This window comes from Mycobacterium sp. NGS67, assembly GCF_059812185.1.
Genome location: NZ_JCALCF010000012.1, coordinates 20851 through 44230, shown reverse-complemented (window position 1 = coordinate 44230; position 23380 = coordinate 20851). Strand labels below are relative to the sequence as shown.

Below are 23380 nucleotides of genomic sequence, written 5' to 3'. Positions count from 1 at the left end.
CTACAGCGCCGCGTCCAGCAGGCGCACATAGGCGCCCACATCCGGCACCGCCGACTCGGCCGCGTTGACGCTGACCGCGACCATGTCGCCGATGCCGTGCACCCCGTGCGTCAGACCCATCACCGGCGACAGCGAAGGGTAGCCGGCGGTGAGCACCACCGGAGCGTCCCCGAAGCGCAGGTCGGCGGCTCCGCGATCGACACTGGACACCACCGTGTTGCCCGCCACCTGCGCCGGTCGCGCATCGGGATCGAATTGGGATACGCCCCAACGCAACAACGCCGCCGGCACGGTGGCGAACGCTCGGTCCCCGGTCCGAACCGCAGGGTGCTCGAGGCGGCGACGCGCATTCGCCAGGTCTGCGGTGATGCGCCGCAGTCGGTCGGCGTGGCCGAGTCGCGGGTAGAGCCCCACCACCACATTGGCGAAATGGTTATTGCCGAGGCGGGTGCCGGCTTTGGCCATCGGCACCTCCGCGGCCAGCGAGTCGACGGGATCGCCGAGCAACTCCGACATCGCACTGGCCACCGCGGCCAGCACCACGACGGTCACGGTGGCACCGGCCAATTGGGAACGACGACGCACCAACGTGCGGATTGTCCGCACACCCTGGGGCCGCGCATTCGTAGCCTGTGGCGGGCGGGTCCCCAACCCCGGCGACAACAGCCCAGCCGCGGTGTCGGCGACGAGTTGCCGATGGGTCCGAACGGCGTCGACCGCGCGCCACGGCACCAGACCCGGCCGATGCCTCGGCACTGCAGGCACCGGACCGGGCCGCCCCAACAACCGGGCCGCCAGCGCCGCGACCCGCCGGCCGTCACCGAACGCGTGCGTAGCCTGCATGACGACGACGGTGCCGGGTCCCGACACACCGGGAATGTCACGTACCGGGGCGAAAACATGTAGCCGCCAAGGCATCCCGTTGCGGCTGAGCTGACTGTCGCCCAAGCCGGCCACCGCCGCCAGGCAGCCTTCCCAGGAGCCGTCCGGCGCGCTGTGGCGAACCGTGCACTCGGGTCCGACGCCGGATGGGACCCAACGCGGATAGCGGACGGCACAGTCGTCCTCGGCGCGCACCGCCAAGTCCGGACACGCACGGGCCCGCCGGTGGACGTCCTCGATGGCGCCCTCCAGATCAACAGGTACGCCGTCGAACGCGTACAGCAAGAACTCGTCGTTGGGGACCTTCGCCGACATCCAGTAGAACTGGGCGTCGACGGCCGCCATCCGCGTCGTCAAGGGGAACCGATGAATCCCAGCACCAACTCGGCAACCTTTTCCGGCTGTTCGAGCTGTAGGAAATGACCAGCGTGCGCGACGATTTCCAGTTCGCTGCCGGCGGGCAGTACCGGTTCCACCCAGCGCGCGAAAGCCGGTGTCATGCAACCGTCGTCGTGACCATGTAGGTAGAGAGTCGGCAACTTCGGTGGTTCGGTCCAGTGCCGGTGCAGTTCGGCATACTGCGCCGGCGGGCGCGTGTTGCGAATCGTGGCGCGGTACGGTCCCAGCGCCGCGCGCCAACTCTCCGGCGTACCGATCGCGGCGTCGACGTGGCGCAGGTCCTCGTCGGCGCGGTAACCCGGCGACCACCGTCGCCACAGCAGCGGCAGCACCCACGACGCCGACCGTTCCGGCAGGAACGGCAGCTGAAAGTAGCTGATGTACCAACTGCGCACCAGCTGTGGTGGTATCTCGCGGAACAACCGGCCACGGTCGGGCACCTGACTCAACGGCCGGAAGGCGCCGGCCGGTGGCACCGACATGATCACCGCCTTGGCGAACGGACTGTCGGGCAGCGCCGCCAGGCCGCCGGCAGCCATCGCACCCCAGTCGTGGCCGATGATCACGTCACGCTCGGAGCCGCCCGCGGCCGCTCGCACCCGCAACGCATCGTCCATCAGCGCCCCGATGTGATAGCTGCCGTCGGCAGGAATCGACGACGGCGCGTACCCGCGCATGAACGGTGCCACCACCCGCCAACCCGCCTCGGCCAGTCGCGGCGCGATCTTGCGCCAACCGTAGGCGGTGTCGGGAAAGCCGTGCAGACACAACGCAATCGGAGCATCGGTGGGACCCCAGGTCAGGGCCTTGAGGTCACCGTTGGGGCCTTTGACGTCGACCCAGCGTGGTTCGGACAACACGACTCCTGTTCATCGACCGCTCAGTCCAACGTAATGGGCAGCCGAGGAGAGCAGAAGTCCCGCTTATATTTGCGCGACGGCTTTTTCGAGATCGGCCACGATGACCTTGCTCATCCCGTGCATGGCTTTGGTGGCCGCGGCTGCGCGCGCCGGGTCGGGATCGTTGACCAGTTCCAGGAGCCGGTCCGGGACGATCTGCCAACTCAGGCCGAAGCGGTCCTTGAGCCAACCGCACTCGGATTCCTCGCCGCCGTCGGTCAGCTTCTCCCAGTAGTAGTCGACTTCGTCCTGGTCTTTGCAATGCACCATGAACGACACCGCCTCGTCGAACTTGAAGTGCGGTCCGCCGTTGATGCCCATGAACCGGGTGCCGTCGAGCACGAACGTCCCGTAGGCCGTCGAGCCGGGCTCGCCGGGCCCCACCTCGGTGTACTTGGTGTACCCCTCGACGTGCGAGTTCGGGAACACCGAGGTGTAGAACTCGGCCGCTTCCTCGAGGTTGTCGTCGAACCACAATGCGGGCGTGATAGCCGGCATGTCGCCTCCTTGTCGTTTGGCTTCTGCCACCGGGATAGACCCGCAGGAGGACGGAAACTCATCGCGCACGCCCAGATTGCAATCTCCACAGGCCGACACTTGCCGAAAAATATTACAGCTGTAATCATCTGACGGGTGGGCTCACTGGACGGCAAAGTCGCCGTCGTCACCGGCACCAGCCGCGGCGTCGGCGTGGGCATCGCGCACGAGTTGTTGCGCGCCGGAGCCACCGTCGTCGGGTGCTCGCGAAGCGCGCTACCGGCCCTGCCCGGTGTCGAGGCCGAACCCGAGTGGGCTCGTCGCAGCGCCCAAATGGTCTGCGACCAAGGCTATTACCACGCCATCGACGCGTTCGTGCAGCAGGTGGCCGACGACTACGGCCGCATCGACATCCTGGTCAACAACGCCGGCGGCACCGTGCCGACGCCGCACGTCGACGACGTTCCGAAGCTGGTGCAGCGCCTGCAGGGCGCACCACGCAGCGACGACGACTTCGAACGCACCGCGCTGTTCCACGCGTTCGCGGTGCAGATGAATCTGATCAGCCCGATGTGGTTCGCCATCCGCGCCTACCGGCAGATGGAGACCCAGGACGGCACCGGGTGCATCGTCAACGTCTCCAGCGGCGCCAGTCATCCGGCGGGCTCACCCACGCTGGTGTCCTACGGCGCGGCCAAGTCGGGCCTGAACCACATGACGCGGTCGCTAGCCCAGGAGTGGGGACCCAAGGTGCGGGTCAATTGTGTGGCGCTAGGTCCGACGATCACCGAGAACTTCCGCGCGTTGGTGCTGGACAAAGATGACCCGACCGGCACCGAATACTTCGCCAAGGTCCCGATGAAGCGGGGCGGCGAACCCGCCGAGGTGGGTCGCACGGTGGTCTTCTTGGCCTCGGGCGCAGCCGATTTCATCAACGGCACCACCATCGAGATCGACGGCGGTATGTTGCCGGGCGTGCTGTACGAGGCGGGCCTGAAGACCATCACCGATCTGCTGTGAGGAGCTGAAATGTCGTACGACAGAGACGACTTCGACGATTTCTGGACGGCCTGGCTGGATGTCAACCGTCAGGCGCAGGACTCCGGCGACTGGGGTGTGATGGCCGACTTCTACGAGCCCGACGCCACCTATGGCTGGTCCTATTCGCCGACCGACCAGTTCATGGCCAACGGGCGCGACGAGATTCGCGACCTCGCCTTGGGCACCGAGATGCTGGGCTTCCAGGGCTGGATATATCCATACCAGACAGTGCTTTTCGACGACCGATCCGGACAGGCGTTCGGTCTGTGGCGCCAGCTGTCCACCTTCACCTCACCTGATGGCGAGCCGTACGAGATCCAGGGACTGGGCGGCAGCTGGTTTCAGTACAGCGGACAGCGCAGCTGGTCCTGGCAGCGCGACATCTTCGACGTCGGAATGGCGACGGCGGCAATGCTGGACATCCTGCGCGACGGCAGGAACTCCCCGGAACTCGACGCGCGCATGGTCGCCATCCGCGGCGGCAAACAACCCGGACACTACGGGTCGTGGGCCGAAATGCCGGCGCCGCTATGGCCGATCCCGACGACCCTGACATGAGGCGGGTCATCCAATTTTCGACGGGCAATGTCGGCCGGCATGCCCTGCGCATGCTGATCGAGCGGCCCGGACTCGAGTTGGTCGGTGTGCACGCGCGCAGTGCCGACAAGGTGGGGCGCGACGCCGCCGAACTGTGCGGATTGCCGACGCCGACGGGCATCACGGCCACCGACGACGTCGACGCTCTGGTTGGCCTGCGCGCCGACTGCGTCGTCTACACCTCGCAGGCCGAGACCCGGCCGCAAGAGGCTCTCGCGGAGATCACCCGCTTCCTGCGGTCCGGCACCAACGTGGTCGGCTCGTCGTTCGTGTGGCTGGTCGCGCCGGAACAGGCCGGACGGTGGTTGCGCGAACCGCTGCAACAGGCCTGCGCCGAGGGCGACGCCACGCTGTACGTCAACGGCGTCGACCCCGGCTTCTCCGGCGACACCCTTGCCTACACCGCGCTGAGCCTGACCGAGCGCGCCACCGGCATCACCGTGCAGGAGATCTGCGACTACGCCAGCTATGACGACGCTGAATTCACCGGTGTGAGTTTCGGTTTCGGCACTTCGCCGGATCACACCCCGATCATGTTCGCGCCCGGCGTGCTGACGTCGATGTGGGGCGTGCAGGTGCGCAGCCTCGCTCAGGACCTGGGCGTCGAACTCGACGAGATACGGGAGCGCTGCGAGAAGTGGGTGACACCGGAGCCCATCGACTGCGTGATGATGCACGTCGACCCGGGACAGGTGGCCGCCGTGCGGTTCGGGGTCGAAGGCGTGCACAACGGCCGCACCGTGATCACCATGGAACACGTCAACCGACTCGGCGCGGCCACCGCCCCTGACTGGCCCTATCCTCCGGACGGCCGGCTCGGCGTGCACCGCGTGGTTGTCGAGGGCAGCCCCGGTGTGGAGATCAACACCCACCTGGGCGGGGCGATCGACCACAACGAAGGTGGTGTGATCGCCACGGCGGCGCGGGTGGTCAACTCGATCGACGCGGTGTGCCGCGCGCCGAGCGGCATCCTGGCCGCCCACCACCTCAGGCCGCTCGATCACCTGCGCGACGTGATGTGGTGACAGCGCGTAGACCGACGTCCGGCGCGCAGGCCCGCGCCGAGCGCAGCCGGCAGACCGTGATCGACGAAACCGTTCGCTACATCCTGCAGGAGGGGTTCGCCCCGCCGAGCATCCGGCAGATCACCGAGCGCGCCGGATTGACCTGGGGCGCAGTGCAATACCACTTCGGTGACCTGGACGGGATCTTGATGGCCGTGGTGGACAACGGGTTTGAGGATCTGTTGCGCACCTTGGACGAGTTACCCGCCCAAGTGGAGCGGATTCGGCCCGAACAGCGCCCGTCGTTCGTCGTCGAAGCGGTATGGCGCGCATTTTCCAGCCCGACGTCGATGGCCGCCCTGGAGATCCTGATCGCCACCCGCGGCGCCCGCACCGCCACCGCCAACGCCCACTTGACCGCGATGACCGCCCGCATGACCGAGATCGGCGAGCACCTCGGCACCGGCATCGCTCCCGCGCAGGCGAGCCGGCTGGGCAACCTCATCTGGAGCACCATCCGTGGTCTGGTTGCCCTGCAATTGACGTGGCCAAAGCCGCTGGACAGCACCCGAGACCGACAGATGCTCGTCGAAGTCATCAGCGCATACCTGACCGTCCACCGAATCAAAGGAGACTCCTGAGATGACCAGCACCCCCCAGACCGTCGAGTTCTCCGGGGTCGACGGGATCACCCTGATCGCCGACGAATGGAACGGCGGCACAACCGATTCCGACCGGCCCACGATCCTGATGCTGCACGGCGGCGGCCAGAATCGGTTCTCCTGGAAGAACACCGGGCAGATCCTGGGCGACGACGGCTACCACGTGATCGCGATCGACACCCGCGGGCACGGCGACAGTGACCGCGCACCCGACGCCGACTACGACGTGGAGACGCTGACCGCCGACGTCTTGCACGTTCTCGACGCGATCGGGCGCCCGGTGGTGATCATCGGGGCCAGCATGGGCGGGTTGACCGGCATCCTGGTCGCCGACCGCGCCGGCCCGCAACGGGTGTCCAAGTTGGTGCTCGTCGACGTGGTGCCGCGGTTCGAGAAGAACGGCAGCGCCCGGATCCGGGATTTCATGATGACCAACATCGACGGATTCGAGACGCTCGAGCAGGCCGCCGACGCCGTCGCGGCGTACCTGCCGCACCGGACCAAACCGCGCAGCCCTGAAGGTCTGAAGAAGAACCTGCGCCTGCGCGATGGCCGCTGGTACTGGCATTGGGATCCGGCGTTCATGACCAAGCCAGGCGATGACCCGGAACTGCGCACCGAGGGCTTCGAGCAGGCGGCCGCGAACCTGACGATCCCGGTGTTGCTGATCCGGGGCAAATTGTCCGACGTGGTGAGTCCCGAAGGCGTCGAACACTTTCTGAGCCAAGTGCCGGGTGCGGAGTTCGCCGAATTGTCCAACGCGGGGCACACCGCGGCCGGCGACGACAACGATGCGTTCAGCGAAGTCGTGGTGGCATTCGTCGAACGAGCGTCCTGACGCGCGAGTGGGAATTGCACGACGCGACACGCGCTAGATGCGTCGCAGAATTCACACTCGGCGGCGGGTGAGTAGTCAGTTGGCCGGCTTCTCCGCGTGCCCGCCGAACTGCTTGCGCATCGCCGACAGCGCTTTGTTGGCGAAGTCGTCGAGGTCGCGCGAAGCGAACCGCGACTGCAGCGCCGTCGTCAGCACCGGGGCGGGAACGCCTTCGTCGATCGCCGCGATAGAAGTCCAGCGCCCCTCCCCCGAATCCGAGACCCGCCCGGAGAACTCCTTCAGGTCCGGCGATTCGTGCAGCGCGATCGCGGTGAGATCAAGCAGCCAGGAGCCGATGACGCTGCCGCGTCGCCACACCTCAGCCACGTCCGGGATGTCGAAGTCGTATTGGTAGAACTCCGGATTCGACAGCGGCGCGGTCTCGGCGTCGCTTTCCTGGATTCGGGTGCCGATGTCGGCGTTGCGCAGAATGTTCAGGCCCTCGGCGAGCGAGGCCATCATCCCGTACTCGATGCCGTTATGCACCATCTTCACGAAGTGCCCGGCGCCGGCCGGACCGCAATGCAGATAACCCTGCTCGGCCTGCGCGACCTTGCCCTCGCGCCCCGGGGTCCGCTCGGCGGCGTTCACTCCTGGTGCGATGCTGGCGAAGATCGGTTCGGCGTGCTCGAAGGCGTCGGTGTCACCCCCGATCATCAGACAGTAACCCCGTTCCCGCCCCCACACACCGCCGCTGGTGCCGCAGTCCAGCAACCGGATCCCGTTCTCGGACAACGTCTTAGCGTGTCGCATGTCGTCACGGTAGTAGGAGTTGCCGCCGTCGATGACGATGTCGCCGGGTTCCAGGATGCCGGCCAGTTCGTCGATGACCCCGGTGGTGATGGTGCCCGCGGGGACCATGACCCAGACCAGGCGTGGAGTGGCGAGCTTGTCGCGTAACTCCTCCAAAGAGGCGACCCCGGTGGTGTTTTGATCCTTGGCCATCGCCTTGACGGCGTCAGGACTGTTGTCGTACACCACACACTCGTGGCCGGCTTTGACCACGCGGCGCACGATGTTGGCACCCATCCTGCCCAGACCGATCATGCCCAGCTGCATCTTGTCTCCTTCCTGCCGTCACCGGCAGTTCCAAGAATCACCAACACATCTGCGGGTTCCCGTCGTAGACAAACCCTAGACATGATCGGGCCGCCGAGATAGCGCTGCGACAGGCTGTCAGGATGTTCGGCATGGGTGATGCGCTGCAGATCGTGGTCTACATCCTGGGTGGAATCGCGGTCGGCGAGGCCGTCGGACTGGTGGTGCTGTGGCGTCTGCTGGACCGCAGCCGGAAAGAACTGGCCGAACTTCAGCATCGGGCCGACGTCCGCACCCGGCTCTGGTCAGGTGGCCGCGAGGCCGTCAAACAGGTATGGAATACCGCCAACCTGGTACGCAAAGAGGGTTTCGGGGCGGCGGTGCGCAGCTCGATCGAGGACCTGGCGGACTGGGCCGAGGTGGAGCGGCCGGATCTGGCGAAAGTCACCAAGGATGGCCGCGTGGTGATCTTGTTCTCCGACATCGAGGAGTCCACCGCGCTGAATGAACGGATCGGCGACCGGGCCTGGGTCAAGCTGATCGGCGCGCACGACAAGCTGGTTCAGGAGCGGGTGCGAAAGCGCGAAGGTCACGTGGTCAAGAGCCAGGGCGACGGCTACATGGTCGCCTTCGCCCGCGCCGACCAGGCGGTGCGGTGTGGTCGCGACGTGCAGAACGCCATCCTGCGAGACGGAAAACGCAAGCGCCACCAGGAGATTCGGGTGCGCATCGGCATCCACATGGGGCGCTCGGTGCGCCGCGGTGACGACCTGTTCGGCCGCAACGTCGCGATGGCGGCCCGGGTCGCCGCGCAGGCCGAAGGCGGCGAGATCCTGGTCAGCGAACCGGTGCGGGATGCCGTGGTGGACTGCGACGACATCGGTTTCGACGACGGCCGCGAGGTCGAGCTCAAAGGTTTCTCCGGCAGTTACCGGTTGTTCGCGGTGGAGTCCGAACCCGATTCGGCCAATCGCTGATGCAGCCGGGCCCGGATTTCGTCCGGCGTGTACGCGCGGCGTTTGCGTTGATCACGCACCACCAGCGCACCGCCGGCGACGACGCCCGCGGCGCCGGCCAGCCCGATCCACTTCCAGATGTTGCGCATCCGGACAGGCTATCGCTGCCTGTCTCTGCCTAGAGTGCTCTGGTGGACTCGAGCACGCTCACCCTGGATCAAGCGCTGGCCGAAACCCGAACCGGCGACCTGTGGCTGTTTCGCGGCGTCTCGCGACCCGACCGTGCGATTCAGACGCTGACCAACGCTCCGGTGAACCACGTCGGCATGACGGTGGCCATCGACGACCTGCCGCCGCTGATCTGGCATGCCGAATTGGGCGACAAGCTCCTCGACGTGTGGACCGGCACCAATCAGCGCGGCGTGCAGCTCAACGACGCTCGGCAGGTCTTCGAGCGGTGGACCCAGAACTATCACCAGCGTTGCTGGCTGCGCCAGCTCACGCCGTACGCCAACCGCGAGCAGGAGGATGCCCTGCTGCGGGTGATCGCCCGGATGAACGGCACGGCGTTTCCCACCAGTGCGCGGCTGACGGGCCGTTGGCTGCGCGGCCGGCTGCCCACCGTCAACGACTGGTTCCGTGGAATCCCGTTGCTGGACAGGAAGGTTCGCGAGCACACCGAGCGCCGCAAATCAGAAGAGCGCAAGATGGGGATGGCCACGGCGTACTGCGCGGAGACGGTCGCGGTGACCTACGAGGAGATGGGTCTGCTCGTCACCGACAAGGACACCAACTGGTTCGACCCGGGCAAGTTCTGGAGCGGTGACTCGTTGCCGCTGGCTCCGGGCTACGAGCTCGGCAAGGAGATCGCGGTCAGCTGACCTTCATCTCCCCCATCTCCGACCAGCCCGTCGCGTCCAAGGTCTGGCTGATGATCTTGGGCGTGGTCGCCAGCGCCTGGGGCAGTTCTTGCATTGCCTTCTTGAAGTGATCGCTGTTGACGTGGACTCCGCCCGCGTCACCGTCTCGAAATGCCTCGACCAACACGTACTCCGCCGGGTTCTCCAGGCTGCGCGACCATTCGAACCACAGGTTGCCCTCTTCGGCGCGGGTGGCCTCGGTGAAGGACGCGACGAGTTCCGGCCAACGGTCCGTCCAGTCGGGTTTGGATTCGAACTTGACGACGATGAAGATCATTCCCGCAGGATAACGGCGTCAGCTGAGCTCTATCCGGGTGGTCACCGGGGTCGCGTTCCGGGTCAGGTCGAGCACCGGACAGTGCGCGTCGACCGCCTGCTGAAGTTCACGGTAGCGCTCGGCGGTCTCCGGTCCGGTCACCTTGACGACCACGCGGACTTCCTGGAAACCGGAGCGGACGCCGGCGTCCAAACCGAAAAAGCCCCGAACGTCGAGGTCGCCTTCGGCGCGGGCGGTGATCTCGTCGACCGTGATGCCCAGCTTTTCGGCCCAGAAGCGCCAGGTCACGATCTGGCAGGACAGCAGTGAGGCCAGGTAGTACTCGACGGGGTTCGGCGCCTTGGCTTCCCCGCCGAGAGCGGGTGGCTCGTCGACCTCGACCTGGTACTGGCCGAGGGTGATGGTGCTGGCCACTGCGTCGTGCGCGGCGGCGGTGGCCTGAAAGACCACCTGGGCGTTGGCCGGGTCGTTGGCGACGGCGTCCGCCGTGGCGCTGATGACGCCACCAAGTTGACTGGTCGAGGATGTCATCGCGCAATCTTACGAAAGCGCATAGCGAGAATCGAGCTTCCCGCTCGGCGTGAATCGAATGAAATCCGAATTCGTGGCCGATCGGGTTATCACATCAATAGAATTGTTACAAATTACTATTGTCTTTGATGTGAAATGTGATTTTGGTATCCGAACCACACCCGCGGCGCATTGTGACACAACCCACAAATGCGCCGGCGGGCGTAGCTGCGGTTATCGATCCAGTTTGTGAGCCACGTCGCAACGACCGTTTGTTGCTCAAATCACTTCGGGAAGTGAACTACTCGACCGGTGCTTCCGGTTCGCCGACGGGATCGGGAGCCGGTTCCATGACGTCGGGAGCTGGCGGGGCGAAGTCGGGTGCGACAGCGTCGACCAGCACAGGCGGTGCGTCTGGCGCGGGCAATTCACCTTCGGGCAGCTCATCGGCGGGAAGAAACATATGGTGGGTGAAGCCGGCCTGGTAGGCCCCGGCACCGCCGATGCGCACTCCGCCGCCTTCGCCACTGGAAACCGGGGTGCCGTCGGGGAGCGTCACCGCGGTGTGCCCGCCGTTCCACCCGATCACCAGGGCGTTGGGAGCGGTGCCGTGCTGGAAGCCGCGTGCCGCCAATGCGGCTTCTTCGTTTCCGGTATTGAACCTATTTCCGAAAATCGGCCTATCGCTTGCCGCATTTGCGACCCACGAAGCAAGCCCTGAACAGTCGGTGCCCGCCGGAGAATCTCCACCCGGAACGTAGGGCGTCCCGGACACCTGATTAACGAGTGCTAAAAGCGTTGCAAGTGCAATCATGCTCGGCACGCTACCCAGAGAATGTATAGCGAAACAAAATTTGTGGTGCCGGTCACGCCATTCCGAATACGCCATTGACCTGCACATACCGCAGTGAGGTCACGCATAAATCAATAAACTGAAACAGATGTGGTTAGTGTGACAAATGACAATAGTCAGCAAATTACGCCACCGCTTCGTTGAGCCCACTGAACAGGACTATTGTCTAGTTGTATTCAACACGAGCAACTCGCGCCATGACGTATGGCGGAGGCATGACCGGCCATAATCAATGGTCGCGGGTACGGCAGGCGGCTCATCACTTCGCATTGCGGGCGTGGGATGGGTCACATGTGGTCACCGGCGCCGATTGGCGCACATTCGGGGACGTGGCCGCTGATCTGCTGGTCTGGACCGCCGCTGAGCGCACGATCCACCGGCCGGACTGGGGGCGTTGCACGTGATCGAAGACGACGAGCGAGGGTGTATCGGGGGTGGCCTGCGGCGGGGAGCATTGTTGACGTTGCCGAACCAGCTACGGCAGCGTCAGTGACCTTGCTCAGGTTCTGAACGGCGTTCCGCGAGAGCGGATAATCGAGCAAGGCACTCCCGATTGCGGGGGTACGCGGCCATGAGAGCCAGCCGCCGCGGAATCAAGCTCAGCGGCCCGCCCAACGGTACCTCGGCCATCTCGATCAGACAGCCTCCCGCGTCAGTGTCGCTCAGGCGCACCGTGATTCGCGCGCCGCCAAGCGGTCGCCCCTTCGCGAGGAGCACGAGTTCGGTGACCGGTACGCACACTTCGACTTCGGTCTCGTCGTTCAATGCGACGGGCCACACCCCGATGGTGTGGTGGATCAGGCTGCCGGGCGCCGGCCAGTTCGGATCCACGGCACGCATCCGGCTGTTGCCCACGACCCACTGCGAATACGTCCATCCGTTGGCCATCACGTCCCAGACTTGACGGCGCGAAGCGGTGGTCTCACGCCGCACGGCAAGCGCGCTGTCGACCTCGGGGGGTTCTTTCATCGATAGATCACTCCTTCAATCCGTCCAACAGGATCTTTGCTGCCGCCTCAAGATGCCGGTTGCCCAGTGCGACTGCTACCAGCCATGGCTACCCGGCACCGGGGGCGCAAAACGACAATCCTTATCTGTGTGACCTAGCCAACGCGGTCCTCCGATCGGCGAATACGCACCGGCTTGGCTGGTCAGCTGACAATGGGACGCGCGCGTGGTCCGCGATGTGACACGCTGTGCACACCCTGCTCCTCGACAGTGGTGGTGTGGGGACCGACGTTCCAGCTCAACGAGGGTAAGCCCTGCTAACGGCGGCTCCGAGGCTCGGCGTGGTTCAGTCCGGGATCACCCAGTCCGACCACCGGTTGGCGGGGTTGACCCGGTAGGAGCCGGGGAACGTGCGCGCCATGACGACGGGCATCGCTTCGGTCCCCCAGGGCGTTCCCTGCCTCTTCCACACCTCGGGGTCCTGGCACGACAACTCGAACGTGAGTTGCACCGGTATCGATCCGGGTATGGCCTCCGCACATGCCTGACCGGCCGTGACCGTTCTGTCGGCATGAGCGCTGGGCGCCAGGATCATGGGCACCGCCACCAGCGTGACCGCTGCAAGAAATTTGAGCATCGAGTTCTCTCCCGTCGCGGCAGGACGCGCTCGCCAAGTCGACGAGTGGTTCTCCACCGAATCTACGAGCGTCTGACGCTGTGTGGCAGTGTGCGCCGCGCCTGAACTCACCGGGCGCGGTCACGGCTCGCCACCCGCAGAGGTGCGAAATTGAACACGGTTGGACGCATTTCGCTGCGCCGCACCGCACTCCGGTGCCGTTAGCGTTGTCCGATGGTGTCAGCCCGGCGCCCCACCCGCGCACAGCGGTACGCACGCCGCCGCAAACGGCGGATGGCCGGTCACGTCCATGACCTGACCGATGCGCAATGGGACGCGCTCAAGTCCGGATGGGGAGGCTGCGCCTACTGCGGCGCGACGGGCTCTGCCCTGCAGAAGGACTGCATGTTGCCCATCGCTAACGGCGGTCGGTACACCCTGGCCAATGTGGTGCCCAGCTGCCCGTCCTGCAACGCGAGCAAGTGCAATGCCGAAGTCACCACCTGGATGCGACGCAAGAAGCTCGACGAGGGTAGATTTCTGCTGCGGCAAGCCGAGATCGTCGGGCTGATCACCGCGCCTTCACCGCGAATGATGTTGTCCGACTGAGCTTTTGGGCTAGACCGGAGTCCAGATGCTGTTGTTCCAGAATCCCCACGCGCCGACAGTGGGGTTCCACAGCAACTGAGCGCCCGGCGCCCAGTCCGGTTGCGGCGGCCGCGGCGAGGCCCACCCCGGCGGGGGACCCCACGGCCCCCAACCGACGAAACCGGAGTTCTGCCAGTCGTGGCACTGGTGCCAGTCCCAGTTGTAGATGTCCTGCCAGGCAGGGTCCCAGTACTCCCCTGGACACCAGTGATTGCTGGGCAACGGGGCTGGAGCCGCCCGGGCGACGCCGCCCGCCAGCACTGACATCCCCAACCCGACAGCTACCAGTGCCGTCGTCAACCGACCTACGGTTCGCATCTGTCAAGACTTTCCCTCCACTCACACTCCTGGCAAGTGTCGATTTCACGCGGCGGGCGCTGATCGTCGGCGCTCGCTAAACTGCGGTGGAATCAATCCCGGGGAGGCGTGTCATGGTGCGGGTAGCCATAGCGTTGCTGGTCCTTGCTGTCGCGTTGGCCCCCTCGGCACTCGCCGACACCAAAGACGACGCATTCCTCGCCAACCTCAACACCTCCGGGATGAACTTCGGCGCGCCCGACAAGGCGATCGACATCGCTAAGACCGTCGTCTGCGGGTCGCTGCGGGAGAACCCCGGCACCAGCAATGCGGACCTGACCGCCAAAGTCGTGGGCGCCACCAACTGGCCGTCACTCAACGCCGCGTACTTCACCGGCGCCGCCATCCAGGCCTACTGCCCCCAGTACGCGGGCGAACTCACTGCACCGTCGGTACCCAGCAAAGTCCCCACCGCGCCCAGCACGCCTCCGTCCGGGCCGACGACGCCGAGTGTCCAATCGGCGTGACGGCTGGCGGGCGAGCCTGAACAAGCCAACGAGCAGAGAGCGACCGTCGTCTGTCGCCCCGGCAGCTTGTCGAACAATTCACTGGTAATCCTTACTAGTATTGCCTACAGTAAGGAGGCCGCGCGGCAGTTTGCTTCAAACTGCCTTGGGACGCCGGGTTAAGCCGCCCGCGAAACTCGAGAGGCAACGACGATGAGCGCATCTCTCGGTTCTGCGACCGCCAAGCGCCGCGTGGTGCACGTCGGTACGGGCATGACGGGAAGCGCGGCTCTCCGCGCGATCATCGATGACCCCGCGCTGGATCTAGTCGGAGTCAAGGTCTCGACACCGGCGAAGGTCGGTCAAGATGCGGGCCGGTTGTGCGGACGTCCTGAGGTCGGCATACGCGCCACTGACGACTTCACCGCGGTCGTGGACGCCAAACCCGACTGCGTCGCCTACTGTGCGACCGCCGTCCGCCGCGAAGATGAGGTCATCGCCGACATCGTCGGCTACCTCGAGGCCGGCATCAACGTCGTGACCATCTCGGCCATCCCGATGGTGTATCCGAAGGCAGCTCCAATGCGATGGCGTGAACCGATCGAATGCGCTGCAGGACAAGGCAACGCCACGTTCTACGCGACCGGCTGCGAACCCGGGTTTGTGAGCCTCAACCTGCCGACCGCGTTGCTGACCGGCGCCGGTCTCGTCGACTCCTACCGCATGGACGAGTACGCGCTCGACCTCGACCTGGCCTACCCGATCTGGGAGGTCCTGCACGAGTCGATGGGCTTCGGAAAACCCGACGGTCACGTGCCTCTCCGCATCGCGGTGGGCAAGGTGAACAACGACTGGGAACCGGTCGTGCGCTACATCGCCGACACGTTGTCGGTTGACGTCGAGACAGTGGCGTTGGACTGGGAGACCATCCTGGCGCCCGACGATCTCGACACCGCACTGGGGGTGATCGCAAAGAACACCATTTGCGGTCATCGCTGGCAACTCGCCGCGATCAGCAATGACCGCCCAGTCGTGTCGGTGCAGTACTTCGCCACCGTCACCTCCACTCCCTGGCCCGACAGCTGGCCGCGCCCAGCGCAACCCGGCCAGGGTGGAATGGTGTTCCGCATCGCGGGCTCACCCAACATGACTCTCGAGCTACGTTTGGACCCCGCGCCCGGGGACTCCACCAATCCCGGCGTCGCCGCAACGGCAATGGCGGCCGTCAACGCCATACCTGCTGTCATCGACGCTGCACCTGGACTGATTGGGGCGCCCCTGGCGGGTCCCCCAGTCGTCACCCGTCAGATCCGGCGCTGAATGTCACCGCAACAGTCCTCGCGACGAGCACGCGGCACCCTGAGCGCAGATGCCATCGTGGATACCGCCTTCGCAATAGCAGCGGAGTCGTCGGTCGACGAGCTGAGTATCCCGCTGGTCGCCAAGATGTTGGGTGTGGGAGTGACCAGCGTCTACTGGCACGTTCGCAACAAATCAGAGCTCCTGGATGCCATGACGGACCGGGCTTTACGCCGCAGTGGGATGCCGGCCTTCGTCGATTCCGACGATTGGCGCGATTCCTTGACGACGCATGTGCGCGGTGTGCGACAGACTTTCCTGCGCGATCCGGTGTTGACGGATCTGATCCTCATTCGCGGTGCACTGAGCCCAATGGCGCAACGGCTCGGTGCACAGGAGACCCAGAAAGCGATCGCCAGCATGATCGCGGCGGGCCTCGATGAGCAGACGGCCTACGAGACGTACTCAGCGGTCTCAGAGCTGGTTCAGGGGTCGGTACTTCGCGGTCGATTGGCCCAAAAGCACTACGCGGCAGGGTTTTTGGTTGCCGACGCGTCCGGCTTTTCCACTACCGCACCCGCGCAGGATGATCGCGCGTTCGAGTTGCTGCTGACCGCCTTGCTTACTGACGTCACGCGTCGAATCGCGGAAGGCAGACCGACCGCATGACTGACGCCCGCCCAAGCGCGCCGCAGTAGCCGTAACCTGAGACAGTGCTGGACGAAGGCCCGTTTTTTCACGGAACGAAGGCTGAACTGAAGACGGGGGAACTGGTCACCGCAGGCTTTCGCTCCAACTACCGGCCCGAAATCGTGATGAATCACATCTACTTCACCGCCCTGCGCGACGGCGCCGGGCTGGCTGCCGAGCTCGCCGCCGGCGGCGGCACGCCGCGGGTGTATCTCGTCGAACCGACCGGTGAATTCGAGAACGATCCGAACGTCACCGACAAGAAGTTCCCCGGCAATCCGACCCGCTCTTACCGCAGCCGTGAACCGCTCCGGGTCATCGCAGAAGTCGAGGACTGGACGCGGCTGTCGCCCGAGGCTCTTCAGGCGTGGCACGACCGATTGGCCGCGCTACGCGCGGATGAGCGCGGCGAGATCATCAACTGAGCAGTGTCGCAACGGAACCCCGTCGCGGTCGTCAGTATTGCCCGGACGGGGGTTCATCGATCGACCGGCCGGTTCTGCCACTGCGTGCCGGATCTCGGCGTCGTCCCGTCTCTCAGTTGCTTCGAGACGACTTTCGACGTTCGATGAGGCGCCGTTGTCTCTCGACCGGATCGCCGGCGGTCACTGAACGCCCCCGACGTCGCCGACAAGCACTTGGACGGCAACACCAAGCGCCTCGTAGGTAGACCGCGCCCGTGCATCTCGAGTGGCCAAGACGGCACCGTGCTCGCGAGCGGCCAAAGCCACTAACCCGTCGTATGTTGCGCCACCGGCAATACCTCGTCGCGCGAACTCGCGATGTGCGGATCGCGCGGCGCGCGCACCGAGTTGCAGCGACGCAGCGAAGTTCCCATCGATCAATGCCACTGCGTCGGCAGCATCGACGCGAGCATCGCCGGGCAACCGGGTCAGGACCGAGTACGTCTCAGCCAGTGCGTGCCCACAAAGACCCAGGGTTCGACTCTCCGCCCACGCAGCGACCACCGCGTGGTGAAGGTGCGATGTCATCAGCAGCGGTACCGCGACACTGGTGTCGACCGCCGTGACGGGGACGGTCGTCAACGTCGCCCGGAGTCGATCAGAGCAAACATCATCTCGTCGGTAACCTCGGTGTCGGCCCGAGCCACCAAGCGCCCGTTCGCATCCCGCTCGAGCCGCGCTGTCCTGCCACCAGGTGTTAGCTGCAATCCGGTCCCGTACGGCGAGATGTCCACCGTCGTACCCGGCGTCAAGCCGAGCGCGTCACGAAGGTGCTTCGGAAGCACGACACGCCCCCCAGAATCGATCACTGCTTCCATGGGAACATGCTACCAGTGAAATCCCATTTTCAGGGGGTGAAGTCCAAGTAGACGATGTCTCGAATCGCATCCGTCCGCTCGACTTAGACGTTGAACCGGAACTCGACCACGTCCCCATCGGCCATCACGTAGTCCTTGCCCTCCATCCGGACCTTGCCGGCCGCCTTGGCCGCGGCCATCGAACCCGCCGCGACCAGGTCGTCGTAGGAGACGATCTCGGCCTTGATGAAGCCCTTCTCGAAGTCGGTGTGGATCACCCCGGCCGCTTTCGGCGCGGTGTCACCCTGATGGATCACCCACGCGCGCGCCTCTTTCGGCCCCGCGGTCAGGTAGGTCTGCAGCTTCAACGTGTGAAAACCCGCCCGCGCCAACGCATCCAGGCCCCGCTCGGTCTGTCCGATCGACTCCAGCAGCTCCGCAGCGGACTCGTCGTCGAGTTCGAGTAATTCGGATTCGATTGCGGCGTCAAGGAATACGGCGTCTGCCGGTGCGACCAACGCACGCAACTCGGCGACCCGGGCAGCGTCGCTCAGCACCCCTTCGTCGGCGTTGAAGACATAGAGGAACGGTTTGGTGGTCAACAGGTTCAATTCCCGCAGCAGCGAGGTGTCCACTCCGGCGCTGAACAACGTCTTGCCGCTGTCGAGGACCTGCTGGGCATTCAACGCCGCGTCGTGCAACGGTTTGCGGTCCTTGTTGGTGCGGGCTTCCTTCTCCAACCGGGGCAGCGCGCGTTCCAGCGTCTGCATGTCGGCCAGGATCAGCTCGGTTTCAACGATCTCGATGTCGGACCGGGGATCGACCTTTCCTGAGACGTGCGTCACATCGTCGTCGGAGAACACCCGCACCACCTGGCAGATGGCGTCGCATTCCCGGATGTGAGCCAGGAACTTGTTGCCCAGACCGGCACCCTCGGACGCCCCGGCAACCAGACCGGCGATGTCGACGAAGGTCACCGGTGCCGGGACGACGCGCTCGGACTTGAACAGTTCAGCCAGCTTGTCCAGGCGCGGATCGGGCAGCGACACGACGCCCTCGTTGGGTTCGATGGTTGCGAACGGGTAGTTGGCCGCCACCACGTTGTTGCGTGTCAACGCGTTGAAAAGAGTCGACTTGCCGACGTTGGGCAAACCCACGATTCCCAGGCTCAGGCTCACGGGAAGCCAAGTCTACGGGGGACGCCAACGGCGAGTGCCCGGCTATATACGGGCCTTCGGGCGGATTGCCGGTACGGTCAACATGTGTCAGCGCAGCGGGATACGTCAGGGGTCGAACCGAGCCATCGCTCGATCGTCCCGGGCATCCCGGGCGTGCCCTGGTGGGGGGCGGTATTCATCGCTGTCGGGGCAACCGCCGCGGGGTACCTGATCGACTCCGGCCACAAAGAACTGACCCACGTCTTCGCCGGGTTCTACATCGCAGGTTGTGTAGCCGCGGTCCTGGCGGTGCGGCAGGCCGCGGTGTTCACCGCGGTCATCCAGCCGCCGCTGATCCTGTTCTGCGCGGTGCCGGGGGCCTACTGGCTGTTCCATGGCGGCAAGGTCGACAAGTTCAAAGACCTCCTGATCAACTGCGGTTACCCGCTGATCGAGCGGTTTCCGCTGATGTTGGGTACCGCCGGTGGCGTGCTTTTCATCGGGCTGATTCGCTGGTATCTGGGCAAGAACGGCGAGGCCGGGGACAGCGACAACGACGAGGTCGCCACCCAGCGTCCCTCGGTGTTCAGTGGCATCCGGTCCAAGGTGAGTTCGCTGCTTGCGGGTATCTCCGGCGACGACGTCGACGCGGCCGACGCGGCACCCACGCACGCCAAGAGCCGGACCGCCAGAACCAGCCGGACCGCACGTAACGGCGGCCGATCCGCGCAGCGCCCGACCCGAACCCGCTCCCGGCAGGTCCGGCCGGACAGCCGAGCGGACGAGGCATCCGAGCCAGACGACGAGCGTCCGCGTCGCGCCCCACGCCGGCCGTCGGCACCCGATGCGTCCGACTTCGACCCCGCTGACCCGCCCCGGCGACCGCGTCGGCGCCGCCCCGACGACGACCCTGACCCGCGCACCCCACCGCCGCGGGAGATGCGCCGGGAGCCGCGTCCGCGCCGCAATTCCTACGAGCGGGCCTACGACCGTCCGGAACCGCGCAGTAGCCGCTTCGATCCGTACGACACCTACGATCGGGCCGAGCCGCCCATCCGGGGCGAACGCCGCAGCCGGCACGAGCGTCGCGGTGGCTACGAGCCGTACCCGCCGTACGAGCCGCCCTACGAGCCGCGCAGCCGGCGCGCCGCTTCGGCGGGATCCGGTGGGTCCAGTCCCACTCACCACCCGATTTCGCAGGTGCGGTACCGCGGGCAGGCCTCGCGCGGCGAACCTCGCGACGAGCGACGGGACGAACCGCGCCGCAACCGGTCGCGGGCACCGCGGCGGCCGTCGCCCGATGCGTGGGAGTACGACGCCTGACCTGCTCGGCGGCGCTGAGTCACCGAGATTGAAATAAGGAGACTCCCGGCGTCCCTAGCTCTTCGCCCGCGCCGGGCGGATCTCCCTCGGCAACGCGAAGACCAGCGTCTCGTTGGCCGTCGTCACCGGTTGCACCGTGCCGTAGCCGTACTCGGCCAGCCGCTCGAGCACACCGCGGACCAGCACCTCGGGAACCGACGCCCCGGATGTGACGCCGACCGTGGTGACCCCGTCCAGCCATGCCGGATCGATGTCGTCGGCCCAGTCGACCAGGTACGCCGCCCGGGACCCGGCGCCGAGCGCCACCTCGACCAGCCGCACCGAGTTCGACGAATTGCGGGAGCCGACGACAATCACCAGCTCGCATTCGGGCGCCATCGCCTTGACGGCGACCTGGCGGTTCTGCGTCGCATAGCAGATGTCGTCGCTGGGCGGATCCTGCATCTTCGGGAAGCGCTGGCGCAGCCGTTCCACTATCTCCATCGTCTCGTCGACGGACAATGTGGTCTGCGACAACCAGATCACCTTGTCCTCGTCACGAACCCGGACATGCTCGACGGATTCGACCCCGTCGACCAGCTGCACGTGATCGGGGGCCTCGCCGGCGGTGCCGATGACCTCCTCGTGCCCCTCGTGGCCGATCAGCAGGATGTCGTAGTCGGCGCGAGCGAACCGGCGCGCCTCGTTGTGCACCTTGGTGACCAGCGGGCAGGTCGCGTCGATGGTCTGCAAGTTGCGCGCGGCGGCGGCCGCGTGCACCGTCGGTGCGACGCCGTGCGCGGAGAAGACCACGATGGCACCTTCGGGAACCTGGTCGGTCTCCTCGACGAACACCGCGCCGGCTTGCGCCAGCGTGTCGACCACATGCCGGTTGTGCACGATCTCGTGCCGCACGTACACCGGTGCGCCGTGCTTTTCCAGCGCACGTTCCACCGTTTCGACCGCCCGGTCCACCCCCGCGCAGTAGCCACGCGGCTCGGCCAGCAACACTCGTTTACCGGTGGGGTCGTCGACTACCGATCTCGAGGCACCGGGAATTCCCATGTCAATAGTCGGCACCATGCGTCCAGGGTACTTTCTGCCGATACCGGCCTGCCATCTCAGCGGCCCCAGCTTGGAGTTCGCCGCTGCTTGAGGCAGTCTTGGAGCCATGACTACTGCACCGTACGGGTTTCGGCTGCTGGTCGGCGCGGCGACAGTCGCCGTCGAGGAGACGATCAAGCTCCCGCGCACGATCCTCATGTACCCGATGACGCTGGCGTCCCAGGCGGCTCATCTGGTGATGCGCTTCCAGCAGAACCTGGCTGAGTTGGTCATCAAGGGCGACACCACGTTGGAGTCGCTGTTCCCGCCCAAGGACGAGCAACCCGAGTGGGCGACGTTCGACGAGGACCTGGAGGTGATCGACGGCGGCGGCCAGGGCGGGTTCTCCCCCATCCCGGTCGACGGGGTCGACGGCGACCGCCGCGCCGAGGGGCGCTTCGCGCTGTACTCGGTGTCCGACCCGGCCGAGACCGTCGAGTCCCGGACGCAGCCGGACGACCAGCAGGCCGGCCCTGGCGCCCCGGTACCGCCGGTGGCAACCGAACTCGACTATCCGCAGCTGACGCTGGCCCAACTGCGGGCCCGGCTGCAGTCGCTGGACGTCGCCGAACTCGAGGCGCTGCTGGCCTACGAGCAGGCCACCAAGGCCCGCGCGCCGTTCCAGACGCTGCTCGCCAACAGGATCACCCGCGCGTCGGCGAAGTGACCGGCGCGCCCAACGCGAACTCAGCCGAGAACCCCTTCCCGGTTCGCGCCGTCGCCATTCGGGTCGCCGGCTGGATCGACAAGCTGGGCACCGTGTGGGTGGAAGGCCAACTGGCTCAGATCAATATGCGACCGAACACCAATACGGTGTTCATGGTGCTGCGTGACCCGGCAGCCGACATGTCGCTGACCGTGACCTGTTCGCGCGACCTGGTGCTGCGGGCACCGGTGAAGCTGACCGAGGGCACTCAAGTGGTGGTGTGCGGCAAGCCCTCCTTCTACACCGGGCGTGGCACGTTTTCGTTGCGGCTCAACGAGATTCGTGCCGTAGGCGTCGGCGAACTGTTGGCCCGCATCGACCGGTTGCGCCGGCTGCTGGACGCCGAGGGACTGTTCGACCCTCGCCTGAAGCGTCCGATTCCGTTCCTGCCCAACATGATCGGCCTGATCACCAGTAGGGCAAGCCACGCCGAACGGGATGTGACTACGGTGGCGGCTGCGCGTTGGCCCGCGGTGCGGTTCGTCATCCGGCACGCGGCGACCCAGGGTGTCAACGCCGTCGCGCAGATTGTGGCGGCCCTCGGCGAACTCGACCGGCACCCCGATGTCGACGTGATTGTGCTGGCCCGCGGCGGCGGCAGCGTCGAGGATCTGTTGCCGTTCTCCGACGAGACGCTGTGCCGGGCGATCTCGGCCTGCCGCACACCGGTGATCAGTGCCGTCGGCCACGAGCCCGACAATCCGCTCTGCGATCTGGTCGCCGACCTGCGCGCGGCCACCCCCACCGACGCGGCCAAGAAAGTGGTTCCCGACACCGCGGTCGAACAGCGCCTGATCGACGACCTGCGCCGGCGTAACGCTCAGGCGCTGCGGAACTGGGTTTCCCGCGAGCAACGCGCGCTGGCGCAGTTGCGCAGCCGACCGGTGTTGGCCGATCCGCTGCGCATGGTGACGACGCGCAGCGAAGAGGTGCAGCGCGCCCGCACCGCGCTGCGCCGCGACGTCAAGCGGTTGCTCCACGGCGAGACCGAACGCATCGGCCACCTGGCCGCACGACTGTCCACGCTGGGTCCGGCGGCGACCCTGGCTCGCGGCTACGCCGTGGTCCAAGTGGTGACACCGACAGCCGCCGAGGTGCTGCGCTGCACCGACGACGCACCCACGGGTACCAGGTTGCGGGTACGGGTCGCCGACGGTGCCGTCGCAGCGGTGAGCGAAGGACGCTTTGATGATTTCTGATCCCGAGATGGTTCCTGATTCCGAGAGCGACACGACTACACCTGTTAGTCAGCTCGGCTATGAAAATTGCCGCGACGAACTGGTCGAAGTCGTGCGGCAGCTGGAGCAGGGCGGTCTGGATCTCGACGCGTCGCTGAAGCTTTGGGAAAGAGGCGAGCAACTCGCCAAAAGGTGCGAAGAACACTTAGCTGGCGCCCGCCAGCGGGTGGCGGACGCGCTGGCCGCCGGGGAAGCCGAACAAAACTGATTCGCCGA

General features: G+C 65.9%; 32 protein-coding genes. 17 read left to right on the top strand and 15 right to left on the bottom strand.

The window, feature by feature from the left end; translation table 11 throughout:
• The 3 genes from AC5Y4D_RS13515 to AC5Y4D_RS13505 all read right to left on the bottom strand — a co-directional run bounded on the left by AC5Y4D_RS13515 (position 1) and on the right by AC5Y4D_RS13505 (position 2678).
• Positions 1 to 1227 carry a WS/DGAT domain-containing protein gene (locus tag AC5Y4D_RS13515; RefSeq protein WP_500037465.1) on the bottom strand — a complete coding sequence of 409 codons (1227 nt, stop codon included), beginning with the start codon at positions 1225 to 1227 and terminating at the stop codon, positions 1 to 3.
• 8 nt (positions 1228 to 1235) lie between these two features.
• Positions 1236 to 2138, bottom strand: coding sequence for an alpha/beta fold hydrolase (locus AC5Y4D_RS13510; protein ID WP_500037389.1), 903 nt, complete (start codon positions 2136 to 2138; stop codon positions 1236 to 1238).
• Between the two features lie 66 nt (positions 2139 to 2204).
• Entirely contained in the window at positions 2205 to 2678 is a 474-nt protein-coding gene (locus AC5Y4D_RS13505) for a VOC family protein (RefSeq protein WP_500037388.1), read from the bottom strand.
• A gap of 135 nt (positions 2679 to 2813) precedes the next feature.
• Between AC5Y4D_RS13505 and AC5Y4D_RS13500 the strand changes: the two genes are divergently transcribed.
• Genes AC5Y4D_RS13500 through AC5Y4D_RS13480 form a run of 5 tightly spaced genes read left to right on the top strand, consistent with a single transcriptional unit; the run spans position 2814 to position 6799 of the window.
• Positions 2814 to 3677, top strand: coding sequence for an SDR family NAD(P)-dependent oxidoreductase (locus AC5Y4D_RS13500; protein ID WP_500037387.1), 864 nt, complete (start codon positions 2814 to 2816; stop codon positions 3675 to 3677).
• A gap of 9 nt (positions 3678 to 3686) precedes the next feature.
• The gene (locus AC5Y4D_RS13495; RefSeq protein ID WP_500037386.1) at positions 3687 to 4256 is read left to right on the top strand and encodes a nuclear transport factor 2 family protein; all 570 of its coding nucleotides are present in this window, start codon (positions 3687 to 3689) and stop codon (positions 4254 to 4256) included.
• Positions 4253 to 5320, top strand: a complete 1068-nt coding sequence (locus AC5Y4D_RS13490) for an NAD(P)H-dependent amine dehydrogenase family protein (RefSeq protein WP_500037464.1) — start codon at positions 4253 to 4255, stop codon at positions 5318 to 5320. The genes AC5Y4D_RS13495 and AC5Y4D_RS13490 overlap by 4 nt, the downstream gene beginning before the upstream one ends.
• Positions 5317 to 5940: a TetR/AcrR family transcriptional regulator gene (locus AC5Y4D_RS13485; protein WP_499944792.1), complete on the top strand. Its 624-nt coding sequence runs from the start codon at positions 5317 to 5319 to the stop codon at positions 5938 to 5940. Before AC5Y4D_RS13490 ends, AC5Y4D_RS13485 begins: the two co-directional genes overlap by 4 nt.
• Position 5941: 1 nt before the next feature.
• Complete coding sequence (locus tag AC5Y4D_RS13480; protein ID WP_499944791.1) at positions 5942 to 6799, top strand: alpha/beta fold hydrolase; 858 nt, start codon at positions 5942 to 5944, stop codon at positions 6797 to 6799.
• 75 nt (positions 6800 to 6874) lie between these two features.
• On the opposite strand, the gene gnd is transcribed toward AC5Y4D_RS13480, so the two are convergent.
• The gene (gnd, locus tag AC5Y4D_RS13475; RefSeq protein ID WP_499944790.1) at positions 6875 to 7897 is read right to left on the bottom strand and encodes a phosphogluconate dehydrogenase (NAD(+)-dependent, decarboxylating); all 1023 of its coding nucleotides are present in this window, start codon (positions 7895 to 7897) and stop codon (positions 6875 to 6877) included.
• 122 nt (positions 7898 to 8019) lie between these two features.
• Between gnd and AC5Y4D_RS13470 the strand changes: the two genes are divergently transcribed.
• Positions 8020 to 8853 (top strand): adenylate/guanylate cyclase domain-containing protein, encoded by an 834-nt coding sequence (locus AC5Y4D_RS13470; RefSeq protein ID WP_499991706.1) that lies wholly within the window; start codon positions 8020 to 8022, stop codon positions 8851 to 8853.
• Here AC5Y4D_RS13470 and AC5Y4D_RS13465 read toward each other — a convergent pair.
• Positions 8805 to 8981: a hypothetical protein gene (locus AC5Y4D_RS13465; RefSeq protein WP_499944788.1), complete on the bottom strand. Its 177-nt coding sequence runs from the start codon at positions 8979 to 8981 to the stop codon at positions 8805 to 8807. The two genes, AC5Y4D_RS13470 and AC5Y4D_RS13465, sit on opposite strands and share 49 nt — an antisense overlap.
• A gap of 42 nt (positions 8982 to 9023) precedes the next feature.
• On the opposite strand from AC5Y4D_RS13465, the gene AC5Y4D_RS13460 reads away from it, so the two are divergent.
• Positions 9024 to 9713 (top strand): guanylate cyclase, encoded by a 690-nt coding sequence (locus AC5Y4D_RS13460; RefSeq protein ID WP_499991709.1) that lies wholly within the window; start codon positions 9024 to 9026, stop codon positions 9711 to 9713.
• Here AC5Y4D_RS13460 and AC5Y4D_RS13455 read toward each other — a convergent pair.
• The 3 genes from AC5Y4D_RS13455 to AC5Y4D_RS13445 all read right to left on the bottom strand — a co-directional run bounded on the left by AC5Y4D_RS13455 (position 9706) and on the right by AC5Y4D_RS13445 (position 11173).
• On the bottom strand, positions 9706 to 10029 hold the full coding sequence (locus tag AC5Y4D_RS13455; protein ID WP_499991711.1) for a putative quinol monooxygenase: 324 nt from the start codon (positions 10027 to 10029) through the stop codon (positions 9706 to 9708). The two genes, AC5Y4D_RS13460 and AC5Y4D_RS13455, sit on opposite strands and share 8 nt — an antisense overlap.
• An 18-nt stretch (positions 10030 to 10047) precedes the next feature.
• Positions 10048 to 10560, bottom strand: a complete 513-nt coding sequence (locus AC5Y4D_RS13450; protein WP_499946650.1) for an OsmC family protein — start codon at positions 10558 to 10560, stop codon at positions 10048 to 10050.
• Positions 10561 to 10840: 280 nt separating this feature from the next.
• Positions 10841 to 11173, bottom strand: coding sequence for a hypothetical protein (locus tag AC5Y4D_RS13445; RefSeq protein ID WP_499946648.1), 333 nt, complete (start codon positions 11171 to 11173; stop codon positions 10841 to 10843).
• Between the two features lie 416 nt (positions 11174 to 11589).
• Between AC5Y4D_RS13445 and AC5Y4D_RS13440 the strand changes: the two genes are divergently transcribed.
• Complete coding sequence (locus tag AC5Y4D_RS13440) at positions 11590 to 11796, top strand: hypothetical protein (protein WP_500037385.1); 207 nt, start codon at positions 11590 to 11592, stop codon at positions 11794 to 11796.
• A gap of 82 nt (positions 11797 to 11878) precedes the next feature.
• Here AC5Y4D_RS13440 and AC5Y4D_RS13435 read toward each other — a convergent pair whose 3' ends face one another.
• A complete protein-coding gene (locus AC5Y4D_RS13435; protein WP_499946647.1) occupies positions 11879 to 12361 on the bottom strand; it encodes an SRPBCC family protein in 483 nt (160 codons plus the stop codon).
• A gap of 325 nt (positions 12362 to 12686) precedes the next feature.
• Positions 12687 to 12977, bottom strand: coding sequence for a hypothetical protein (locus tag AC5Y4D_RS13430; RefSeq protein WP_499991718.1), 291 nt, complete (start codon positions 12975 to 12977; stop codon positions 12687 to 12689).
• Positions 12978 to 13190: 213 nt separating this feature from the next.
• On the opposite strand from AC5Y4D_RS13430, the gene AC5Y4D_RS13425 reads away from it, so the two are divergent.
• The gene (locus tag AC5Y4D_RS13425; RefSeq protein ID WP_500037384.1) at positions 13191 to 13565 is read left to right on the top strand and encodes an HNH endonuclease; all 375 of its coding nucleotides are present in this window, start codon (positions 13191 to 13193) and stop codon (positions 13563 to 13565) included.
• A gap of 9 nt (positions 13566 to 13574) precedes the next feature.
• Here the strand turns inward: AC5Y4D_RS13425 and AC5Y4D_RS13420 are convergent, their stop codons facing one another.
• Positions 13575 to 13922 carry an Mtp family mycobacterial-type pilin gene (locus AC5Y4D_RS13420; RefSeq protein WP_500037383.1) on the bottom strand — a complete coding sequence of 116 codons (348 nt, stop codon included), beginning with the start codon at positions 13920 to 13922 and terminating at the stop codon, positions 13575 to 13577.
• Between the two features lie 113 nt (positions 13923 to 14035).
• On the opposite strand from AC5Y4D_RS13420, the gene AC5Y4D_RS13415 reads away from it, so the two are divergent.
• The 4 genes from AC5Y4D_RS13415 (at position 14036) to arr (ending at position 16821) form a co-directional block, all read left to right on the top strand.
• On the top strand, positions 14036 to 14428 hold the full coding sequence (locus AC5Y4D_RS13415; protein ID WP_500037382.1) for a DUF732 domain-containing protein: 393 nt from the start codon (positions 14036 to 14038) through the stop codon (positions 14426 to 14428).
• 192 nt (positions 14429 to 14620) lie between these two features.
• Positions 14621 to 15727 (top strand): dihydrodipicolinate reductase, encoded by a 1107-nt coding sequence (locus AC5Y4D_RS13410; RefSeq protein ID WP_500037381.1) that lies wholly within the window; start codon positions 14621 to 14623, stop codon positions 15725 to 15727.
• A 57-nt stretch (positions 15728 to 15784) separates the two neighbouring features.
• Positions 15785 to 16375 carry a TetR family transcriptional regulator gene (locus AC5Y4D_RS13405; protein ID WP_500037380.1) on the top strand — a complete coding sequence of 197 codons (591 nt, stop codon included), beginning with the start codon at positions 15785 to 15787 and terminating at the stop codon, positions 16373 to 16375.
• Positions 16376 to 16419: 44 nt separating this feature from the next.
• Complete coding sequence (gene arr, locus AC5Y4D_RS13400) at positions 16420 to 16821, top strand: NAD(+)--rifampin ADP-ribosyltransferase (protein WP_500037379.1); 402 nt, start codon at positions 16420 to 16422, stop codon at positions 16819 to 16821.
• A 180-nt stretch (positions 16822 to 17001) separates the two neighbouring features.
• Here arr and AC5Y4D_RS13395 read toward each other — a convergent pair whose 3' ends face one another.
• The 3 genes from AC5Y4D_RS13395 to ychF all read right to left on the bottom strand — a co-directional run bounded on the left by AC5Y4D_RS13395 (position 17002) and on the right by ychF (position 18835).
• A complete protein-coding gene (locus tag AC5Y4D_RS13395) occupies positions 17002 to 17442 on the bottom strand; it encodes a PIN domain-containing protein (RefSeq protein WP_499946640.1) in 441 nt (146 codons plus the stop codon).
• Entirely contained in the window at positions 17439 to 17678 is a 240-nt protein-coding gene (locus AC5Y4D_RS13390) for an AbrB/MazE/SpoVT family DNA-binding domain-containing protein (RefSeq protein ID WP_499946639.1), read from the bottom strand. The genes AC5Y4D_RS13395 and AC5Y4D_RS13390 overlap by 4 nt, the downstream gene beginning before the upstream one ends.
• Before the next feature lie 83 nt (positions 17679 to 17761).
• A complete protein-coding gene (gene ychF, locus AC5Y4D_RS13385) occupies positions 17762 to 18835 on the bottom strand; it encodes a redox-regulated ATPase YchF (protein ID WP_500037378.1) in 1074 nt (357 codons plus the stop codon).
• An 84-nt stretch (positions 18836 to 18919) separates the two neighbouring features.
• Between ychF and AC5Y4D_RS13380 the strand changes: the two genes are divergently transcribed.
• Positions 18920 to 20137 carry a DUF6542 domain-containing protein gene (locus AC5Y4D_RS13380; protein WP_499991736.1) on the top strand — a complete coding sequence of 406 codons (1218 nt, stop codon included), beginning with the start codon at positions 18920 to 18922 and terminating at the stop codon, positions 20135 to 20137.
• A 54-nt stretch (positions 20138 to 20191) separates the two neighbouring features.
• On the opposite strand, the gene AC5Y4D_RS13375 is transcribed toward AC5Y4D_RS13380, so the two are convergent.
• A complete protein-coding gene (locus AC5Y4D_RS13375; protein WP_499946636.1) occupies positions 20192 to 21199 on the bottom strand; it encodes a 4-hydroxy-3-methylbut-2-enyl diphosphate reductase in 1008 nt (335 codons plus the stop codon).
• An 88-nt stretch (positions 21200 to 21287) separates the two neighbouring features.
• Between AC5Y4D_RS13375 and AC5Y4D_RS13370 the strand changes: the two genes are divergently transcribed.
• From AC5Y4D_RS13370 to AC5Y4D_RS13360, 3 genes are read left to right on the top strand one after another with little or no spacing between them, the layout of a single operon-like run.
• Positions 21288 to 21887, top strand: coding sequence for a lipid droplet-associated protein (locus tag AC5Y4D_RS13370; protein ID WP_499946635.1), 600 nt, complete (start codon positions 21288 to 21290; stop codon positions 21885 to 21887).
• Positions 21884 to 23125 (top strand): exodeoxyribonuclease VII large subunit, encoded by a 1242-nt coding sequence (xseA, locus tag AC5Y4D_RS13365; RefSeq protein ID WP_500037377.1) that lies wholly within the window; start codon positions 21884 to 21886, stop codon positions 23123 to 23125. The genes AC5Y4D_RS13370 and xseA overlap by 4 nt, the downstream gene beginning before the upstream one ends.
• A complete protein-coding gene (locus AC5Y4D_RS13360) occupies positions 23115 to 23372 on the top strand; it encodes an exodeoxyribonuclease VII small subunit (RefSeq protein WP_499946633.1) in 258 nt (85 codons plus the stop codon). Before xseA ends, AC5Y4D_RS13360 begins: the two co-directional genes overlap by 11 nt.
• The last annotated feature ends 8 nt before the right edge of the window (positions 23373 to 23380 follow it).

Bases quoted from the DNA above. Each gene is read 5' to 3' on its own strand.
- AC5Y4D_RS13515 (WP_500037465.1), bottom strand. From the start codon at position 1,227: ATGGCGGCCGTCGACGCCCAGTTCTACTGGATGTCGGCGAAGGTCCCC.
- AC5Y4D_RS13505 (WP_500037388.1), bottom strand. From the start codon at position 2,678: ATGCCGGCTATCACGCCCGCATTGTGGTTCGACGACAACCTCGAGGAA.
- AC5Y4D_RS13495 (WP_500037386.1), top strand. From the start codon at position 3,687: ATGTCGTACGACAGAGACGACTTCGACGATTTCTGGACGGCCTGGCTG.
- AC5Y4D_RS13490 (WP_500037464.1), top strand. From the start codon at position 4,253: ATGAGGCGGGTCATCCAATTTTCGACGGGCAATGTCGGCCGGCATGCC.
- AC5Y4D_RS13480 (WP_499944791.1), top strand. From the start codon at position 5,942: ATGACCAGCACCCCCCAGACCGTCGAGTTCTCCGGGGTCGACGGGATC.
- gnd (WP_499944790.1), bottom strand. From the start codon at position 7,897: ATGCAGCTGGGCATGATCGGTCTGGGCAGGATGGGTGCCAACATCGTG.
- AC5Y4D_RS13470 (WP_499991706.1), top strand. From the start codon at position 8,020: ATGTTCGGCATGGGTGATGCGCTGCAGATCGTGGTCTACATCCTGGGT.
- AC5Y4D_RS13465 (WP_499944788.1), bottom strand. From the start codon at position 8,981: ATGCGCAACATCTGGAAGTGGATCGGGCTGGCCGGCGCCGCGGGCGTC.
- AC5Y4D_RS13455 (WP_499991711.1), bottom strand. From the start codon at position 10,029: ATGATCTTCATCGTCGTCAAGTTCGAATCCAAACCCGACTGGACGGAC.
- AC5Y4D_RS13450 (WP_499946650.1), bottom strand. From the start codon at position 10,560: ATGACATCCTCGACCAGTCAACTTGGTGGCGTCATCAGCGCCACGGCG.
- AC5Y4D_RS13440 (WP_500037385.1), top strand. From the start codon at position 11,590: ATGACGTATGGCGGAGGCATGACCGGCCATAATCAATGGTCGCGGGTA.
- AC5Y4D_RS13435 (WP_499946647.1), bottom strand. From the start codon at position 12,361: ATGAAAGAACCCCCCGAGGTCGACAGCGCGCTTGCCGTGCGGCGTGAG.
- AC5Y4D_RS13430 (WP_499991718.1), bottom strand. From the start codon at position 12,977: ATGCTCAAATTTCTTGCAGCGGTCACGCTGGTGGCGGTGCCCATGATC.
- AC5Y4D_RS13425 (WP_500037384.1), top strand. From the start codon at position 13,191: ATGGTGTCAGCCCGGCGCCCCACCCGCGCACAGCGGTACGCACGCCGC.
- AC5Y4D_RS13420 (WP_500037383.1), bottom strand. From the start codon at position 13,922: ATGCGAACCGTAGGTCGGTTGACGACGGCACTGGTAGCTGTCGGGTTG.
- AC5Y4D_RS13415 (WP_500037382.1), top strand. From the start codon at position 14,036: ATGGTGCGGGTAGCCATAGCGTTGCTGGTCCTTGCTGTCGCGTTGGCC.
- AC5Y4D_RS13410 (WP_500037381.1), top strand. From the start codon at position 14,621: ATGAGCGCATCTCTCGGTTCTGCGACCGCCAAGCGCCGCGTGGTGCAC.
- AC5Y4D_RS13390 (WP_499946639.1), bottom strand. From the start codon at position 17,678: ATGGAAGCAGTGATCGATTCTGGGGGGCGTGTCGTGCTTCCGAAGCAC.
- AC5Y4D_RS13375 (WP_499946636.1), bottom strand. From the start codon at position 21,199: ATGGTGCCGACTATTGACATGGGAATTCCCGGTGCCTCGAGATCGGTA.
- AC5Y4D_RS13370 (WP_499946635.1), top strand. From the start codon at position 21,288: ATGACTACTGCACCGTACGGGTTTCGGCTGCTGGTCGGCGCGGCGACA.
- AC5Y4D_RS13360 (WP_499946633.1), top strand. From the start codon at position 23,115: ATGATTTCTGATCCCGAGATGGTTCCTGATTCCGAGAGCGACACGACT.